Annotated in this window: 15 protein-coding genes and 1 pseudogene; 8 read left to right on the top strand and 8 right to left on the bottom strand. The window is 71.1% G+C overall.

Annotated elements, in window-relative coordinates; genetic code table 11:
- Window positions 1-13 precede the first annotated feature (13 nt).
- Together ACWGDB_RS25485 and ACWGDB_RS25480 are read right to left on the bottom strand one after the other, a co-directional pair.
- A complete protein-coding gene (locus ACWGDB_RS25485; RefSeq protein ID WP_453824530.1) occupies window positions 14-865 on the bottom strand; it encodes an NmrA family NAD(P)-binding protein in 852 nt (283 codons plus the stop codon).
- Window positions 862-1,290, bottom strand: a complete 429-nt coding sequence (locus tag ACWGDB_RS25480; protein ID WP_453824529.1) for a nuclear transport factor 2 family protein — start codon at window positions 1,288-1,290, stop codon at window positions 862-864. The genes ACWGDB_RS25485 and ACWGDB_RS25480 overlap by 4 nt, the downstream gene beginning before the upstream one ends.
- A gap of 113 nt (window positions 1,291-1,403) precedes the next feature.
- Between ACWGDB_RS25480 and ACWGDB_RS25475 the strand changes: the two genes are divergently transcribed.
- Complete coding sequence (locus tag ACWGDB_RS25475) at window positions 1,404-1,988, top strand: TetR/AcrR family transcriptional regulator (protein ID WP_453824561.1); 585 nt, start codon at window positions 1,404-1,406, stop codon at window positions 1,986-1,988.
- A 13-nt stretch (window positions 1,989-2,001) separates the two neighbouring features.
- Here ACWGDB_RS25475 and ACWGDB_RS25470 read toward each other — a convergent pair whose 3' ends face one another.
- Window positions 2,002-2,571, bottom strand: a complete 570-nt coding sequence (locus ACWGDB_RS25470) for a GlcG/HbpS family heme-binding protein (RefSeq protein ID WP_453824528.1) — start codon at window positions 2,569-2,571, stop codon at window positions 2,002-2,004.
- Between the two features lie 235 nt (window positions 2,572-2,806).
- On the opposite strand from ACWGDB_RS25470, the gene ACWGDB_RS25465 reads away from it, so the two are divergent.
- Entirely contained in the window at window positions 2,807-4,009 is a 1,203-nt protein-coding gene (locus ACWGDB_RS25465) for a sensor histidine kinase (RefSeq protein WP_453824527.1), read from the top strand.
- Window positions 4,006-4,647, top strand: coding sequence for a response regulator (locus ACWGDB_RS25460; protein ID WP_453824526.1), 642 nt, complete (start codon window positions 4,006-4,008; stop codon window positions 4,645-4,647). Before ACWGDB_RS25465 ends, ACWGDB_RS25460 begins: the two co-directional genes overlap by 4 nt.
- A 554-nt stretch (window positions 4,648-5,201) precedes the next feature.
- Here the strand turns inward: ACWGDB_RS25460 and ACWGDB_RS25455 are convergent.
- Window positions 5,202-6,008, bottom strand: a complete 807-nt coding sequence (locus tag ACWGDB_RS25455) for an aminoglycoside adenylyltransferase domain-containing protein (protein WP_453824525.1) — start codon at window positions 6,006-6,008, stop codon at window positions 5,202-5,204.
- A gap of 326 nt (window positions 6,009-6,334) precedes the next feature.
- Here ACWGDB_RS25455 and ACWGDB_RS25450 point away from each other — a divergent pair, with 326 nt between their 5' ends.
- Window positions 6,335-6,844: a COG1361 family protein gene (locus ACWGDB_RS25450; RefSeq protein ID WP_383598101.1), complete on the top strand. Its 510-nt coding sequence runs from the start codon at window positions 6,335-6,337 to the stop codon at window positions 6,842-6,844.
- Between the two features lie 140 nt (window positions 6,845-6,984).
- On the opposite strand, the gene ACWGDB_RS25445 is transcribed toward ACWGDB_RS25450, so the two are convergent.
- Together ACWGDB_RS25445 and ACWGDB_RS25440 are read right to left on the bottom strand one after the other, a co-directional pair.
- Window positions 6,985-8,058: an NAD(+)/NADH kinase gene (locus ACWGDB_RS25445; protein ID WP_453824524.1), complete on the bottom strand. Its 1,074-nt coding sequence runs from the start codon at window positions 8,056-8,058 to the stop codon at window positions 6,985-6,987.
- A gap of 383 nt (window positions 8,059-8,441) precedes the next feature.
- Window positions 8,442-9,005: a snapalysin family zinc-dependent metalloprotease gene (locus ACWGDB_RS25440; protein WP_453824523.1), complete on the bottom strand. Its 564-nt coding sequence runs from the start codon at window positions 9,003-9,005 to the stop codon at window positions 8,442-8,444.
- A 168-nt stretch (window positions 9,006-9,173) separates the two neighbouring features.
- On the opposite strand from ACWGDB_RS25440, the pseudogene ACWGDB_RS25435 reads away from it, so the two are divergent.
- A pseudogene (locus tag ACWGDB_RS25435) lies at window positions 9,174-9,751 on the top strand (dihydrofolate reductase family protein).
- A 61-nt stretch (window positions 9,752-9,812) separates the two neighbouring features.
- On the opposite strand, the gene ACWGDB_RS25430 reads toward ACWGDB_RS25435, so the two are convergent.
- The gene (locus ACWGDB_RS25430; RefSeq protein WP_453824522.1) at window positions 9,813-10,292 is read right to left on the bottom strand and encodes a potassium channel family protein; all 480 of its coding nucleotides are present in this window, start codon (window positions 10,290-10,292) and stop codon (window positions 9,813-9,815) included.
- 183 nt (window positions 10,293-10,475) lie between these two features.
- Here ACWGDB_RS25430 and ACWGDB_RS25425 point away from each other — a divergent pair, with 183 nt between their 5' ends.
- The 3 genes from ACWGDB_RS25425 to ACWGDB_RS25415 all read left to right on the top strand — a co-directional run bounded on the left by ACWGDB_RS25425 (window position 10,476) and on the right by ACWGDB_RS25415 (window position 13,162).
- Entirely contained in the window at window positions 10,476-11,426 is a 951-nt protein-coding gene (locus tag ACWGDB_RS25425; protein WP_453824521.1) for an alpha/beta hydrolase, read from the top strand.
- 96 nt (window positions 11,427-11,522) lie between these two features.
- The gene (locus tag ACWGDB_RS25420) at window positions 11,523-12,365 is read left to right on the top strand and encodes an alpha/beta fold hydrolase (RefSeq protein ID WP_453824520.1); all 843 of its coding nucleotides are present in this window, start codon (window positions 11,523-11,525) and stop codon (window positions 12,363-12,365) included.
- 134 nt (window positions 12,366-12,499) lie between these two features.
- Window positions 12,500-13,162, top strand: coding sequence for a pyridoxamine 5'-phosphate oxidase family protein (locus ACWGDB_RS25415; RefSeq protein WP_453824519.1), 663 nt, complete (start codon window positions 12,500-12,502; stop codon window positions 13,160-13,162).
- Window positions 13,163-13,216: 54 nt separating this feature from the next.
- Here ACWGDB_RS25415 and ACWGDB_RS25410 read toward each other — a convergent pair whose 3' ends face one another.
- Complete coding sequence (locus tag ACWGDB_RS25410) at window positions 13,217-14,359, bottom strand: AI-2E family transporter (protein WP_453824518.1); 1,143 nt, start codon at window positions 14,357-14,359, stop codon at window positions 13,217-13,219.
- Between the last annotated feature and the right edge of the window lie 207 nt (window positions 14,360-14,566).

The following is a 14,566-nucleotide window of genomic DNA, read 5'->3' as shown; positions in this document are numbered from 1 at the left end:
CGCTGTGGAGGGTTCAGGGTTGCGTCGCTGTCAGCTCCCGTTCCGCGACCGCCCGGAACCCGTTCGGCGGGCGGCCGGTCAGGCGCAGGACGGTGTCGGTGGTCCGGTCCTCCGCTCCCTGGGCGATGGCGCGGTCCATGCCGGCGAGCATCGTGGCGAACTCCCGCGGGATCACCGCGGCGAGACGGTCACGCATGTCATCGTAGGTCAGGCGGTCGTGGGTGACGGGGCGGCCGGTGACCTGGGTGACGATCGCGGCGATGTCGTCGTGACCGAGTGTCTCCGGCCCGGTCAGGATCAGGTCCGTGTCGGGGGCGCGGTCGTCGGTCAGGGCCCGTACGGCGACGGCGGCGATGTCCTCGGCGTCGACGAAGCCGACCCGGCCGCTCCCGGCGGCGGTGCGGATGACGCCGTGCTCGCGGATGCTGTCGGCGTGGGTGTGGGTGCCGGTGAAGTTCTGCATGAACCAGGAGGGCCGCAGCACCGCCCACGCGTCGAACAGGCCGGGCAGGGCCCGGTGCACCGCGCCCACTGCAGGGCCGCCCTCGGGGATGGCCGAGGAGCTCAGCAGTACGGCACGCTCCACACCGCAGGCGCGGGCCTGCCGGAGGAAGGGCAGCATGACCGCGACCGGATCCGGATCGCCGACCGGAGGCACGAGGTAGACGCTGTCGGCCCCGGTGAGGGCGTCGCCGAAGCCGGCGGGGTCGTACCAGTCGAAGCGGACCGGTTCCGTGCCCGGCAACGGGGTGGCGCGACGGCTCGCGGCCTTGACGCGGTGGCCGACGGCGACGAGCTGCGCGGCGGTACGGCTGCCCGTGGTGCCGGTGGCGCCGATGACCAGGGTGGTGCGGGGGACGGTCATCGGGCGCTGCTCCCGGTGAAGTCGGCGCCGGGTGCCTGGACCGCGAGGGGGTTCCAGTAGTCGCGGTAGGAGGTGAAGCGCCCGTCCTGGACGGTCACGACGGCGATGTAGGTCATGTCGAAGGGACCTCCGGTCGCGACCATACGGCCCACTCCGCGCATCTCGACCACGAAGGTCCCGGCGTCGGTCGTCTCGTGTATCCGCAGGTCGGGGAAGCCGTGGAGGTCGATGTGGTCCGGGTAGTCGCGCATGTAGGCGGCGACGGCCTCCCGGCCCTCCAACCGCTCCGGCCAGTCCGGGGGCGCGAAGGGGAACTCCATGACGCCGTCGTCGGCCCACAGGCCGACCCAGGCGGGAATGTCCTTGTCCAGCAGCAGCCGCAGGCTGTGACGGTAGAGATCTGCCGGTGAGGTGGTTGCGGGCATGGGCTTGTCCTCCCGTACGATACGGACCAGCGGTCCGCTTCTCCGGGAAAGATACGGACCGCCGGTCCGCATTGCAAGCGGAGGAGCAACGGAGGAGCCCCATGCCGAGCCCCATGGCCGAACGCAAGCCCCGCAAGGACGCGGCCCGCAACCGGGCGGCCGCCTTCACGGCCGCCGACACCCTGTTCGCCGAGTGCCGGAGCCCCGACGAGGTCACCATGGCCGACATCGCGGCAGCGGCCGGCGTCGGCAAGGGGACCCTCTTCCGCGCCTTCGGCGACCGCACAGGCCTGATCCACGCGTTGGTGACCGCGCGACTCGAGCCCCTGAGGGTCGCCGTGGAAGAGGGCCCTCCGCCGCTGGGCCCGGACACCCCGCCGGTTGAGCGCGTACCGGCCCTGCTCGACGCCGTCCTGTGCTTCAAGCTCGACAACCGGCATCTCGCACAGGCCCTGGAGACATCCGGCTCGGACAGCCCCTACAGCACGGACCACTACGACCGCTGGCACGCCCTGCTCCGCGACCTACTGGAGCGCGTCCCCGGCCTGTCCGGCAGCGACTTCACCGCCCACGCGCTGCTCGCCGCCACCAGGGCCGACCTCGTCGCATACCTGGCCGGCCAGAAGGCGGTGCCCCGCGAGGAACTGCGCGAACAGTTGGCGAAGTTCACTGCCGGAGTGCTCGGCAGCGGCACGTGAAGCGGTCCGGATGTCAGCGAGTCACCGAATTGGCCCCTGCCTGCGCGAACTTCTCGTCCAGCGCGCCGGACGGAGCGCCCGCGACGCCGATGCCGGCGATCGGCGCGTTGCCCGCGGTGACGGGAACGCCGCCCGCGAGGAACAGGGTGCCGGGGATGTCCTTCAGGTTCGGGGCCTGCTCCAGGCGCTCGGCCAGCTGGGAGGTGGGGGCGTTCCAGGAGACCGCGGTGTACGCCTTGCGCTCGGCGGACTCGTAGGACTGCGGGCCGGCGCCGTCGCCGCGCAGGGTGACGATGGAGTTGCCGTTGCGGTCGACGACGGCGACCGTGACGCGCTGGTTCTCCTTCTCGGCGGCGTCGAGCGCGACCTGCGCCGCCTTGGTGGCGGCGTCGATCGTCAGGTGGGTGGAGGTGGTGGTGGCCCGGGCCGGGGCGTTGGCCGAGGTGACCGTCGCGGGCGCCGCGGCAGGCGCTGAGGCGTTCGCGGACACGGCACCGAAGCCCGCCAGGGCGACGACGGCGAGCACGGTACCGCCGGTGGCGACGCGAGCGCGGCGGGAGAACTTCTTGTGCACGGGGTTCATGGGTCGGTCCACTCCTTCGGTGGGCGGGCGGCCCGGTTGCCGCCCCGCTTCGTCCGCTCTCCACCCTCGGCCCGAAACAGGGCCCGGACCGTCGACGTTCCGGCTGCCCGGGGGCAGCGCGACGGACGACACCGGGGTCATCCGATCGGTTGACCTGCCGGGTCCCGGTACCGGGTCACAATGGAGGTGTTTGCCCAGTTCAGCGGGCGCGAGCAGGAGAGGAGGCGGACCCCGGATGCCGAACCGGTCGTACGAACCGAGCACCGTGGACACCCGGTGGCTCGGCGTCGTGATGCACGCGGCGTTCTTCCTGCTGCTCGGCGGAGCGCTCGCCCGGTTCGTGCTGCGTCATCCCGGCGAACCGCGGACGCCGTGGATCATCTCCCTGTGCGTCGTGCTCGCCGTCCTGCAGCTGCTGGGGCCGAGGACCGGCGACACGCGCCCCCGGCCCACGTGGCGGCACTCGGCGTGGCTGGCGCTGGTCGTCGTGGTGTGGATGGTCCTGGTCGTACTGGCGCCCAGCTTCGCCTGGTGCGCGGTGCCGCTCTTCTACACCGGCCTGCGCACGCTGCCGACCCGCGCGGCCCTGGTTCTCGTGGCCGTCCTGACGGTGTTCGTCGTCGCCGCGCAGGTGCAGCTCGCGGGCCGCTTCGACCCGAACCTGGTCCTCGCGCCACCCGCCGTCGCAGCCCTCGCGACCGCCGTCTTCCTCCAGATGGAACGGCACACCGCGCGCCAGCGCGTCCTGATCGACGACCTGATCCGCACCCGCCACGAACTCGCCGCCTCCGAACGCCGCGAGGGCACTCTCGCCGAGCGCCAGCGGCTCTCCATGGAGATCCACGACACCCTCGCCCAGGGTCTGTCGAGCCAGCAAATGCTGTTGCAGGCGGCGGACCGGGTGTGGGACACCGAGCCGGACAAGGCCCGCGCCCATGTACGCACGGCCGCGTCCGTCACCGCGCACAACCTCGCCGAGGCCCGGCGCTTCGTACACGACCTGGCCCCCGCCGATCTCGCCGGCGGCGGTCTGGATCAGGCCCTGCGCACCCTGGCCGGACGGGAATCCGGGACCGACCTCACCGTACGCGTCCACGTCGACGGTGCCGAGCGCCTCCCTCAGCTGCCCGACCGGGTCCGGTCCGCCCTGCTGCGCATCGCCCAGGGCGCCCTGGCCAACGTCCGCGAGCACGCCTCGGCCGACAGCGCCGCCCTCACCCTGACCCTCCTCGACGACGAGGTCGTCCTGGACGTCTCCGACGACGGCCACGGCTTCGACCCGGCGACGCTGCCCGACTCCCCCGCCGACGGACGCGGCCACGGACTCCCCGCCATGCGGGCCCGGCTGCGCGCGCTCGGCGGGACCCTGACCGTCGACTCCGCGCCCGGCGCGGGCACCGTCCTGTCCGCGGCCGTTCCCCTGGAGGCACCCCGATGACCCCCGACCGAGCTGCCGTACGCATCCTGGTCTGCGACGACCACGCCGTCGTACGGGCCGGACTGCTCGCGCTGCTCGACAGCGCCCCGGACATCGAGGTCGTCGGGGAGGCCGGCACCGGCGAGGAAGCGCTCGCACTGGCCGCGAAACTCGCGCCGGACGTGGTGCTGATGGATCTGCAACTGGGCGAGGGCATCGACGGCGTGGAAACCACCCGCCGCCTGACCTCGACGCCCGGCGCCTCCCCCCACGTCCTGGTCCTGACCACCTACGACACCGACGCCGACATCACCCGCGCCATCGAGGCGGGCGCCACCGGCTATCTGCTCAAGGCCGAGCGCCCCGACGAACTCTTCGCCGCGATCCACGCCGCCGCCGAGGGCCGCCCCGCCCTGTCCGCGCCGGTCGCGGGCCGCGTGATGGCCAACCTCCGCCGGCCCCGCCCCACCCTCACCGACCGCGAACGTGACATCCTCACCCAGCTCGCCCGGGGCATCGGCAACCGCGACATCGCCCGCGCCCTGTTCATCAGCGAGGCCACCGTCAAGACCCACCTGCGCCGCATCTACGACAAGCTCGGCGTCGACACCCGGGCAGGCGCGGTGGCGGTCGCGAAGGAACAGCGTTTGCTGCCGTGAGGCCGACCGGCCCGGCCGCGGTGCGCCCGCGGGCCCCTGAGGGGTTGACGCTGCTCAGGAAGATCCCCCACTCGCTCTTGAAGATGTCGGCGCCCTCGGTACACATGCCCTCGGCCCCCGCCCGAAGCGGAGGCGGAGGCTTGGCTGCGTCGCTGAGTCCGTAGCAGGGAATCGGGTCGCGAAGCCGGTCGATCTCGTCCTGGACAGCGCCGGTGGTGAGGAAGACCGCGCTGTATGTCCCGCGTCAGGTGCGATGTCGCCGCGGACGCGGAGGCGTCCGGGACGGCTGAAGCGCCGGCCGGCGCCGACGATCCCGCCTGCGGTGGCGTCGGGTCGGCTTGGCAGGCGCCGGATCGCCGCTGCATGCGGTCAGCAGAACTCAGGTGGCCACAGCCGGCGGTGGCGGCCAGGTCGGTCTGATCGCTCGTCGTCCCGAGAAAATGGCGGGATCTTGGGGACGAGCGCGCGGGAGGGGTCCCGACTCGCTCCGGGTACCCCTGGGACGGCCGGGCCTGACCTGCTCGTCCGGCGGACTGAGGTCCGGGTGGACGCCGCTACCCCCTCCGGTCCGAGTCGACCGACTCGTCGACGCGTTCGGCCACCCAGGCCAAGAAGACGTGTACGTCGGTGGTGGGCAGCGCGGTCGCGGCGGTGCGGGAGGGGCGCTCGTAGCTGTGCAGTGCGGCCCGCAGGAGCGGACGGAAGCGTTCCTCGGATGCCGCGACCGCCTCCGCCGCCCGGCGTTTGGCCTGCCAGCGGCCCGTACGGCAGAACTGAACGGAGCGGCAGCCGTTGAGGACCCGGTTGTCAGCGAGATGCCCTTCGCCGCTGCTGTGCTCACGGACCGAGGCACGGAGTGCGATGAGCACGTCGGCGCGTGCGGGCTCGGCGATCACCTCCCGCGCCGGCCTGCCGTACAGCACGCGCCCGGCTTGGTGAGCGACGGAACGGTCGATGACGTACCAGAACGCCGGCGACTCCGACGGGTCGACGTCGGCCCGTTCGGGCAGGAGCGGTCCGGTGTTGATGTCCAGCAGGTAGCCGGCCTCGCCGGAGGGCCGGGCCGTGAAGTTCCGGTCGTAGACCACAAGCTCCAGTCCCGCCGCGGGGCAGGGCAGGGCGGGGTGTGCGAGTGCGGCGGCCAGTTCGGGGACGGCTCGGTCGGGGGCGGTGCCGTCCACGACCACCGTCACGTCGACGTCGCTGCGTCCGTGCCGGTAGTCGCCGAGCGCGACGGAGCCGACGGCGATGACGCTCACCAGGTCAGATCCGCACAGGGCGTGCGTGCGCTGGACGACCTCCTGGAGGTAGGGACGCAGTTCGTCCGGGACGGAGTGCGGGTCCACGAGAGTCCGGGTCATACCGTCAGTGTCCGCCGAGGCCGGAAATCGACGAATGCCCGAGAATCTCCGCACCGGGCGACAGGTCACGGCACCCGGCACATCCGGAATCACGCCAATATCAACATCAGGAACCTCGCGGGCGACGCGCACCGCGCCGCTCCCCACAGGTGGCCCCTCCCGCCCCTTGCCGTGCACAAATGCACCCCCAGCAGGGGCTTCACACGCCCGTCGCACGCTCATCACATGAGACACACATTCGGCCTATCGACGACAGGAACGACCTTTGAGGGGCAGACGACGTGCGCGCCGGATGCCTAGCCTCCCGGGCCATGCGATCACCACGTATGAGACGCCTGGGTCTCACCGCCGTCCTCGGTCTCCTGCTCGCCGTGTTCGGTCTGGCCCCCAGCGCGAGCGCCGACCCCGCGCCGGCCGCCCTGACGTTCACCGCCGATTCCGCCACCACGACACCCGGCGGCACGGTGCAACTCTCGATGACGCTGACCAACAACAAGACGTACGACGTCCTGTTCGTCTACCAGACGATCGAGCCGACCTGGCTCACCACACAGCGCCCCGACCTGAAGTACAGCTTCACGGGCTGCGCCCTCACCACGGCCGCCGGCAGCACGCCCTGCGCCGGCACCGGGCCCAGCAACCTCGGCCAGAACTACGGCGCCACCATCCCGCCCGGACAGAGCCGCACGGTCACGCTGACCCTCCAGGTCGCAGCCGACTCGGGCTGCAACGGCAACATCGGCTTCTACTCGTACTACTACGCCGAGTTCAGCGACGCGACGAACACCAGCGGCGGCCCGGTCTTCACGCCGGAGACGCGCGTGCTCTGCGCCTGACGCCCGCACCAACCCGCCGACGCCCCGTGCAGGTTCCTTCCTGCGCGGGGCCAGTCGGCATTTCGACGGGCGGGCCCGGGGAATGACCCAGGTGCGGAGGACGGGGCCCGGTGACGAGGACTGCCCGGTCGGCGCGGCTGTCACAGAATGGGGGTCGGATCATCAGGAACCCCCAGCAGCGCCAGATGGGCGAGGTCGCCGGGCGGGGGCGTGCTCACCGACCAGAGAGGCGCCGGGCTCCCGTCGGCGACGGCGGCCGGGGCGTCGGTCAGGTTCATCCGCTCGCGCAGCCGGCCGTAGAAGTCCATCGGGCCGAGCCGGACGGCGCGCAGTCGGCGCGGCGCCGCGTACACACCGATCCAGTCCCCCGGGTCCAGAACGCCCCGCACCTGCCCGTCGATGCTGACGGCGGCCGGTCCCGACCGCTCGAGGACGCGCAGTCCGACGGGCTCGTCGGGTGCCGTGACGATCGACCGGTCGAACGCCATGTGCGGGGCGACCGGCGTGAAGACGAGGGCCTCGGCCCGCGGTGAGACGACGGGTCCGCCGGCGGCGAAGCTGTAGGCGGTCGAGCCGGTCGGGGTGGCCACCAGCAGCGCGTCGGCGGAGTAGGCGGCCAACAGCCGGCCGGAGACGTACACGCCGACCGACACCTGACGGTCCCTGGCCAGCTTCTCCAGTACGACGTCGTTGAGGGCGGTCACGTCGAGGGGGATGCCCCACTCGTCGTTGACCTCGCAGTCCGGGCGCACCGGGGGCGGCGGCAGGAGCGGACCGCGGCCGTACCGCACCCACTCCTCCAGGCCCGCCGGTACCTTCAGCCGGCAGGAGGCGCGCAGGGCGAGCAGCATCCGCGTGTCCATCCTGAGCCGGTCCTCGCGCACCGCGTCCAGCGCCGAACGCACCCCTGAGGCCGGCACCTCCGTCAGGAAGCCCACCCGGCCGAGATCGACGCCCAGGACCAGGGCGTCGTTCTGCGCGGCCATCCGGGCGCCGCGCAGGAAGGTGCCGTCCCCGCCCAGGGTGACGACGAGGTCGGGGTTGCCCGCGGCCTCGACCTCCGCACGGGAACTGCGCCGCCCGCCCTCGCCCCACACGTCGATGTCCGTGCATCCCACGGCGTGCTCCGCACACCACGCACGAACCACCCGAGCGGCCTCCACGGCCTCCGGACGTCCGCCATGCACGACCAGGCCGAGCCGGTTCAACGTCATCTCCGCCTCCAGGGCATCTAGGTCACCGGGTCGTGGCGACGGTCCGGAGCGTGGCCCGAGCCAAGGCCGACGGGGTGGCAGGCCACCCCATTCGTAGGATCCCCGCATCGCTGCGGCCCCGCACGCGCGGTCGGCGGAGGAGGCGGCAGACGGGATCGAGCACGAGGCCTTCGGTACGGGCGGTCAGGGGCAGGCGGCCATGACGGGCTCCGCCGGTCCCGCCGTATCCGTTGCCACCTGGTCGCCGGGCCCGCCGAGAGGTTGCCCGCCTCAGGGCGCGCACGAGGGCGGGCGTTCGGCTGCAGGCCGGGTTGATTTGAGCCCGCCCGGTGCGAGCAGGGCACGGGGCGGGCTCGTCTTGCTCATGCGTGGTGCGGCACGCGTCAGTCCACGATCAGCTCAGCGTCCGCCGCCGGGGCCCGCCCGACGAGCGCGCCGCCGAAGTTCCCCTGCACCTCCGCCTTCTCCGCCGCGTTCGGGTGCGGGTTCGTGCATGCGGTGCCGGCGCTGGACCCGGACATCAGGCTGGAGCACGGTCCGGGCTTGCGGTCGGGCAGGCCCAGGATGTGCCCGAGTTCGTGGGCGGAGATGCGGATCGTGTCGTAGCCCTGGTCGACGGCCTGGCGCCCGATGTAGACGGTTCCGTTGCCCAGGCTGGTGGGCAGGGCGCGCGGCCAGCCGTTGTCCGCGAGGACCCGTATGTTCGCGCGCTGCCCGGCGCCGGCCGGCCGCAGCTCGACGGCGTCGACACTCTCGTTCCAGATCGCCGCGCCCCGGTCGACGGCGCTCCTGAACTCCGCGGAGCCGCCGGCGTCGTAGGTGAGGACACGGGCGGCCAAGGGGGTGTCCGCCTCGTCGAGCGGAACGGCCACCGCCTGGCCGCCCATCAGGGACAGCGACACCACACAGGCAGCGGCCAGGCCGCCGGTCAGCCTACGTACGTGCATGATCGACCTCCTCGTGGGGGAAGGGTAGTCGTGCTCATGACATTCACTCCCCTCACTGCCCGGCGGGAGGGAACGTGAATCCGTCAATCCGAGGTGCGGCGATGAGTCCCGCCGTGGTTGCCGGTCTGTATTTCCGGCAGGCGATCAACCGCACTCGAGGAGAGCACCATGACCGCGACCTACACCTTCGACGTCTTTCCAGCCTCGACGGATACGGTGCCGCCGGCGGCGACTGGACCGGTTACTGGGGCAAGCAGGGCCCCGAGCTCCTCGACCACCGCCTCGCCCTGTACGGCGAGGAGCAGCGGATGATCTTCGGGGCCAACACCTATCGCTTGTTCGCGCAGATGCTGGCGTCGAGCACCGAGGAGTCCGAGGTGCGTGACCCATGGGTCACACGGATGAGGAACATGCCGGCAACGGTTGTTTCGACCACCCTGGAAGAACCCCTCGACTGGCCGGACGCGACCGTCGCGAGCGGCGACGCCGTCGAGATCGTCGCCCGGCTAAAGGAGGAGTCGGACGTACCGTTGCGCTCGCACGGCAGCCTGTCGATGAACCGGGCGCTGATGGCCGCCGGTCTGGTCGACCGCGTCCAGGTGACGCTCTTCCCGGTGATCACCGGCCGGACCGGGCTGGACCCGATCTTCCACGGTGCAGCCGACTTCGACCTCGAGCTGATCGAGAACCGGACGCTCGACGGCGACATCCAGGAGCTCGTCTACCGCCCTGCCCTGCATGTCTGAGTCCGCGAAGGGCTGCTCCTGAGCCCGGCGGAGCCGACGAACGCCAGGGCGGCCAGTACAGTCACGGCGTTCTGCCGCCGCCCTCCAGCATTCGCTCGAGACGGTCGAAACGCTCGTGCACCGCGTGGGTCACCTCCGCGTACGTCTGCTCCACCGCTTTCTCGGCCTCGCGCATGCGGCGGTGCCGACGTTCCTCGTCCCGCCCCACGAACCAGGTGGCCAGGGCCGCGGTGACCATCCCGTAAGCCGTGATCCCGACGACCATCACCACCACCGCGATCAGCCGCCCCCACAACGTCACCGGATAGAAGTCGCCGTACCCGACCGTCGTCGCGGTCTCCACCGACCACCACAGCGCCCGCGGATACGAGGTCAGCCGCGCCCCGGGCGCACCCCGCTCGGCGGACACGACCAGGCTCGAACCCACCAGGATCACGACCCCGAGGACGACCGTCGCGGCCGCGGCCGCCCTCACATGCAGCGAACGCCCCTGACGGCCCGACAGCAGCTCGACCACCCGGGCCATGAAACCGGCAAACATGCCCCGCATCCTGCGCCACCTGCCGACCCGGGCCCGCGAGAACGCGCCGCGCGGGTAGGACCCCCGACCCGAACAGCGGCCCCCGGTCGCCTTCCACGCGACGCGTGTCACACCTTGGGCAGGCTCCCTGTCATATGGGGTAAAGCGGGCAAAAAGCCCACCACCCACCCAGGGAGTGCAGCAATGACTGAGCCGATTCTTGAGCCTGAAGCGCAGGAGCTCGCGGATGCGACGGCCAATCCGCCGTACCTGTACGAACTCGGCCCGGAGGGTGCCCGGAGGGTCCTGGACGACCTCCAGGCTGCGCCCGTCGAGAAGCCGGACGTCGAGGAGAAGTGGATCACGGTCCAGGCCGGGGTCGGCGACGTGCGGGTACGTATCGTCAAGCCCGTCGGCAGTCGGGGCGCGCTGCCGGTCGTTCTCTACGTGCACGGCGGCGGCTGGGTCCTCGGCAATGCCGGCACCCACGACCGTCTGGTGCGCGAGCTGGCCGTCGGTGCGGATGCCGCCGTCGCTTTCGTCGAGTACGACCGTTCGCCGGAGGCCAAGTACCCGGTCGCCATCGAGCAGGCGTACGCGACCGCTCAGTGGATCACTGCAAAGGGCGCCGAGGCGGGCTTGGACGGCTCCCGGCTGGTCGTGGCCGGTGACTCCGTCGGCGGCAACATGGCGGCCGCACTGGCCCACATGGCCAAGCGCCGCGGCGACGTGGCCTTCCTGCACCAGTCGCTGTACTACCCCGTCACGGACGCGGCCCAGGACACCGAAAGCTACCGGGAGTTCGCCGACGGCCCCTTCCTCACGGCGAAGGGCATGGCCTGGTTCTGGGACTGCTACACCACCGATCCCGCCCAGCGGGCGGAGATCACCGCCTCGCCGCTGCGCGCGAGCCTGGAGGAGCTGCGCGGGCTGCCGCCGGCGCTCGTCATGGTCGACGAGAACGACGTGCTGCGGGACGAGGGCGAGGCGTACGCCCGCAAGCTGACCCAGGCCGGCGTCCCCACCACGAGCATCCGCTACAACGGCGCCCTGCACGACTTCATGATGCTCAACCCCCTCCGGCCCACGCAGGCCACAACCGCCGCGGTGGAGCAGGCCATTCGCACCCTGCGCACCGCCTTCCGCACCAACTGAAGTACCGCGCTGTCCAGCCGCAGCAAATTCACCGGGGTCGACACTCGACCCACATGCCCAGAAATAGTTGGAACCTCTGCCTCGAAAGGGCTCCTCATGTACCGCCATTCGCGTCTTCAGCAGGCCCGCACGCCGCTCACCCTCATGGCCACCGCAGCGGTCGCCACCGCCCTCTTCGCCACGTCGGCCGGTCCGGCGAGCGCCGCCAAGAGCGGCCCCGCAAAGGCCGCCAAGCCGACCGTCGTGCTCGTGCACGGCGCGTTCGCCGACTCCTCCAGCTGGAACGGCGTCATCAAACAGCTGAAGAAGGACGGCTACCCGGTGATCGCCGCGGCCAACCCGCTGCGCAGTCTCAGCGGCGACGCCGCCTCCGTCAAGAACCTGCTGGCCGGCATCGACGGGCCGGTCGTGCTTGTCGGGCACTCCTACGGCGGAGCGGTGATCAGCAACGCCGCCTACGGCTCCGACAACGTCAAGGCACTGGTGTACGCCGACGCCTTCCTCCCCGACAAGGGCGAGAGCGCCAACGAGTTGGGGAGCAAGTTCGAGGGCAGCGTCATCGGCGACGTTCTGCGTCCCGTCCCGATCACCAAGCCCGACGGCTCCAAGGACTTCGACTTCTCCATCGACCAGGCCAGGTTCCACCAGGCGTTCGGTGCCGACGTCCCCGCGGATACCGCTGCCCTCATGGCGGCCACCCAGCGTCCCGGGACCGGCACTGCCCTGAACGAGCCGTCCGGTGAACCCGCCTGGAAGACCATCCCCTCCTGGGCTCTGGTGGGCTCCAAGGACCGGATCATCCCGCGGGATGCCCAGGTCTACATGGCCAAGCGCGCCAATGCCCAGATCATGGAAATCGAGTCCTCCCACGCCGTGAGCGTGTCCCACCCGGATGTTGTCACCCACATCATCGAGAAGGCGGCCCGGACGGTCCGCTGACCAGCACATTCAGCAGGGCGGGGCGGCGAAGACGCCGCCCCGCCCGTTTGCCGGCCACGACACCGTGCTCCATCCGGCGTTAGAGTGCCGTGGCGCCACGCCCAGTTGCAGGCAAAAGGAAGGCAACGCGTTCCGTGAACCACACCCACGAGTCCACCGGCTCCGTCGGCGAGCGCCGCCTGCAGCACCTTCTCGGCACGGCCGACCAGGCCGCCACCTTCTACGACCGCCAGGTGCAGGCCCGTCTGACACCACAGATGGCGGACTTCATAGGGCGCCAGACCATGGCGTTCCTGTCCACGTCGGACGCCGGCGGAGCCTGCGACGTCACCTTCCGTGCAGGCCCCCCGGGTTTCGTCACGGTGCTAGACGACGGGACTCTCACCTACCCCGAGTACCGTGGCAACGGGGTCCTCGCGAGTGCGGGGAACATCAACGAGAACCCGCATATCGGCCTGCTCTTCGTCGACTTCGCCCATGACCACATCGGCCTGCACGTCAACGGCGGAGCTCGGCTGCACCGGGACGAGGATCAGCGGCGCGCCTATCCCCACCTTCCTGTGGACACCGCTCCTGGGCGCCGGCCCGAGTTCTGGGTGCACATCACGGTGGAGGAGGCGTATGTGCACTGCTCCAAGCACATCCCCCATCTCGTGCCGGCGCCCCGCCCACGCCCGGGGGCCCAGCGGCCGAAGGATGCCGACTACTTCGCTCCCGGCGCCGAGCACCAGGCCCCACCGCACGAGGCCGAGCAGACTGCGGGAACTCGCACCGGGTCTCTGCCGGGCAGGGGTTGACCCGTAAAGCACGTGCTCGCGCCGGGCGCCCTGGGACCTCTCCCCCGAGAGATGTCACATCTCCGGGACAGCGACACCAGCCTGTGCCTTCTCTGCCTCCGGCTCCTGCGACTTCTCGGCCTCCCGCTCCTGCGGCGGCTCGGCGAGTTGCTCCCGCAGGTAGTTCCAGATCACCGCGATCAGCGCGGTGACCGGCACGGCGAGAAGGCTGCCCACGATGCCGGCCAGGCTGCCACCCAACGTCACCGCCAGCAGAATCACGGCCCCGTGAAGGCCGAGCCCACGGCTCTGGATCATGGGCTGGAAGACGTTGCCCTCAAGTTGCTGCACCACGAGGATGATCGCGAGCACGATCAGGGCGTCCGTCGGACCGTTCGACACCAACGCGATCAGACACGCGACGAAACCGGCGAACACCGCGCCCACGATGGGCACGAACGCGGAGACGAAGGTCAGCACCGTCAGCGGGAGCACCAGCGGTACGTCGAGGATCCACAGGCCGAGGCCGATGAAGACGGCGTCGAGCATGCCGACGAGTGCCTGGGACCGCATGAACGAGCCCAGGGTGTCCCAGGCTCGCTCGGCCAGGACCGGAACGTCCTTGGCTAGCCGGCCGGGCAACTGGCGGGCGAGCCACGGCAGGAAGCGCGGGCCGTCCTTGAGGAAGAAGAACATCAGGAAGACCGCCAGGATGGCCGTGACCAGGCCGCTGAGCGTGGTGGCCACTCCCGTTGCGACGGTGTTGACCAAGCTGCCGACGCTGCCCTGGACGCGGGCGGCCGCGGTGTCCAGGGCAGTCGTGATCTGGTCGTCGCCGATGTTCAGCGGTGGCCCCGCGGCCCACTCGCGCATCTTCTTGATGCCCTCGACCACACCGTCGCTCAACTCGCCCGACTGGGACGCCACCGGAACCGCGATCAGCGCCACGATGCCGAGGATGGCCAGGAGGAACAGCAGGGTCACCAGCAACGCGGCCAACGCCGAGGGCCACCCACGCCGCCGCAGCGCACGGGTCATCGGCCAGGTCAGTGTGGTGAGGAACAGGGCAATGATCACCGGCCACACGACCGACCACATCCGGGCCAGCCCCCACAGAGCCACCGCAACCGTCGCGAACACCAACAGCAATTCGACCGATACGCGCGCGGACGTGGCAAGCGCGGCGCGGGTTCTCCCGGAACTCAACATGTCAGGCATGCGGCCACACTATTGGCACTCCGGTCACTGGCATCGCCCCTGTCCGGTGGGCTACGTTGTGCGGCGATGACTACCGGGACGGCCTTGCGCCACACACGGATCGGTGACCCGGCCCTCCCCTGAGCGCCGAACGGGCCGATACCGGCCCGCTGTTGGACCGGGGATCCGGCGCTGCTGCGCGGGCTCCGCCTCCTGTCGTGTTGATCA

The organism is Streptomyces sp. NPDC055013 (assembly GCF_053608645.1).
Note: the sequence above shows the minus strand (reverse complement) of the source record. Positions and strands in the feature narration are given on the sequence as shown.

Excerpts from the sequence above, each read along its gene's own strand:
- ACWGDB_RS25485 (WP_453824530.1), bottom strand. The coding sequence starts at position 865 with ATGACCGTCCCCCGCACCACCCTGGTCATCGGCGCCACCGGCACCACG.
- ACWGDB_RS25480 (WP_453824529.1), bottom strand. The coding sequence starts at position 1,290 with ATGCCCGCAACCACCTCACCGGCAGATCTCTACCGTCACAGCCTGCGG.
- ACWGDB_RS25475 (WP_453824561.1), top strand. The coding sequence starts at position 1,404 with ATGGCCGAACGCAAGCCCCGCAAGGACGCGGCCCGCAACCGGGCGGCC.
- ACWGDB_RS25470 (WP_453824528.1), bottom strand. The coding sequence starts at position 2,571 with ATGAACCCCGTGCACAAGAAGTTCTCCCGCCGCGCTCGCGTCGCCACC.
- ACWGDB_RS25465 (WP_453824527.1), top strand. The coding sequence starts at position 2,807 with ATGCCGAACCGGTCGTACGAACCGAGCACCGTGGACACCCGGTGGCTC.
- ACWGDB_RS25460 (WP_453824526.1), top strand. The coding sequence starts at position 4,006 with ATGACCCCCGACCGAGCTGCCGTACGCATCCTGGTCTGCGACGACCAC.
- ACWGDB_RS25455 (WP_453824525.1), bottom strand. The coding sequence starts at position 6,008 with ATGACCCGGACTCTCGTGGACCCGCACTCCGTCCCGGACGAACTGCGT.
- ACWGDB_RS25450 (WP_383598101.1), top strand. The coding sequence starts at position 6,335 with ATGAGACGCCTGGGTCTCACCGCCGTCCTCGGTCTCCTGCTCGCCGTG.
- ACWGDB_RS25445 (WP_453824524.1), bottom strand. The coding sequence starts at position 8,058 with ATGACGTTGAACCGGCTCGGCCTGGTCGTGCATGGCGGACGTCCGGAG.
- ACWGDB_RS25440 (WP_453824523.1), bottom strand. The coding sequence starts at position 9,005 with ATGCACGTACGTAGGCTGACCGGCGGCCTGGCCGCTGCCTGTGTGGTG.
- ACWGDB_RS25430 (WP_453824522.1), bottom strand. The coding sequence starts at position 10,292 with ATGTTTGCCGGTTTCATGGCCCGGGTGGTCGAGCTGCTGTCGGGCCGT.
- ACWGDB_RS25425 (WP_453824521.1), top strand. The coding sequence starts at position 10,476 with ATGACTGAGCCGATTCTTGAGCCTGAAGCGCAGGAGCTCGCGGATGCG.
- ACWGDB_RS25420 (WP_453824520.1), top strand. The coding sequence starts at position 11,523 with ATGTACCGCCATTCGCGTCTTCAGCAGGCCCGCACGCCGCTCACCCTC.
- ACWGDB_RS25410 (WP_453824518.1), bottom strand. The coding sequence starts at position 14,359 with ATGCCTGACATGTTGAGTTCCGGGAGAACCCGCGCCGCGCTTGCCACG.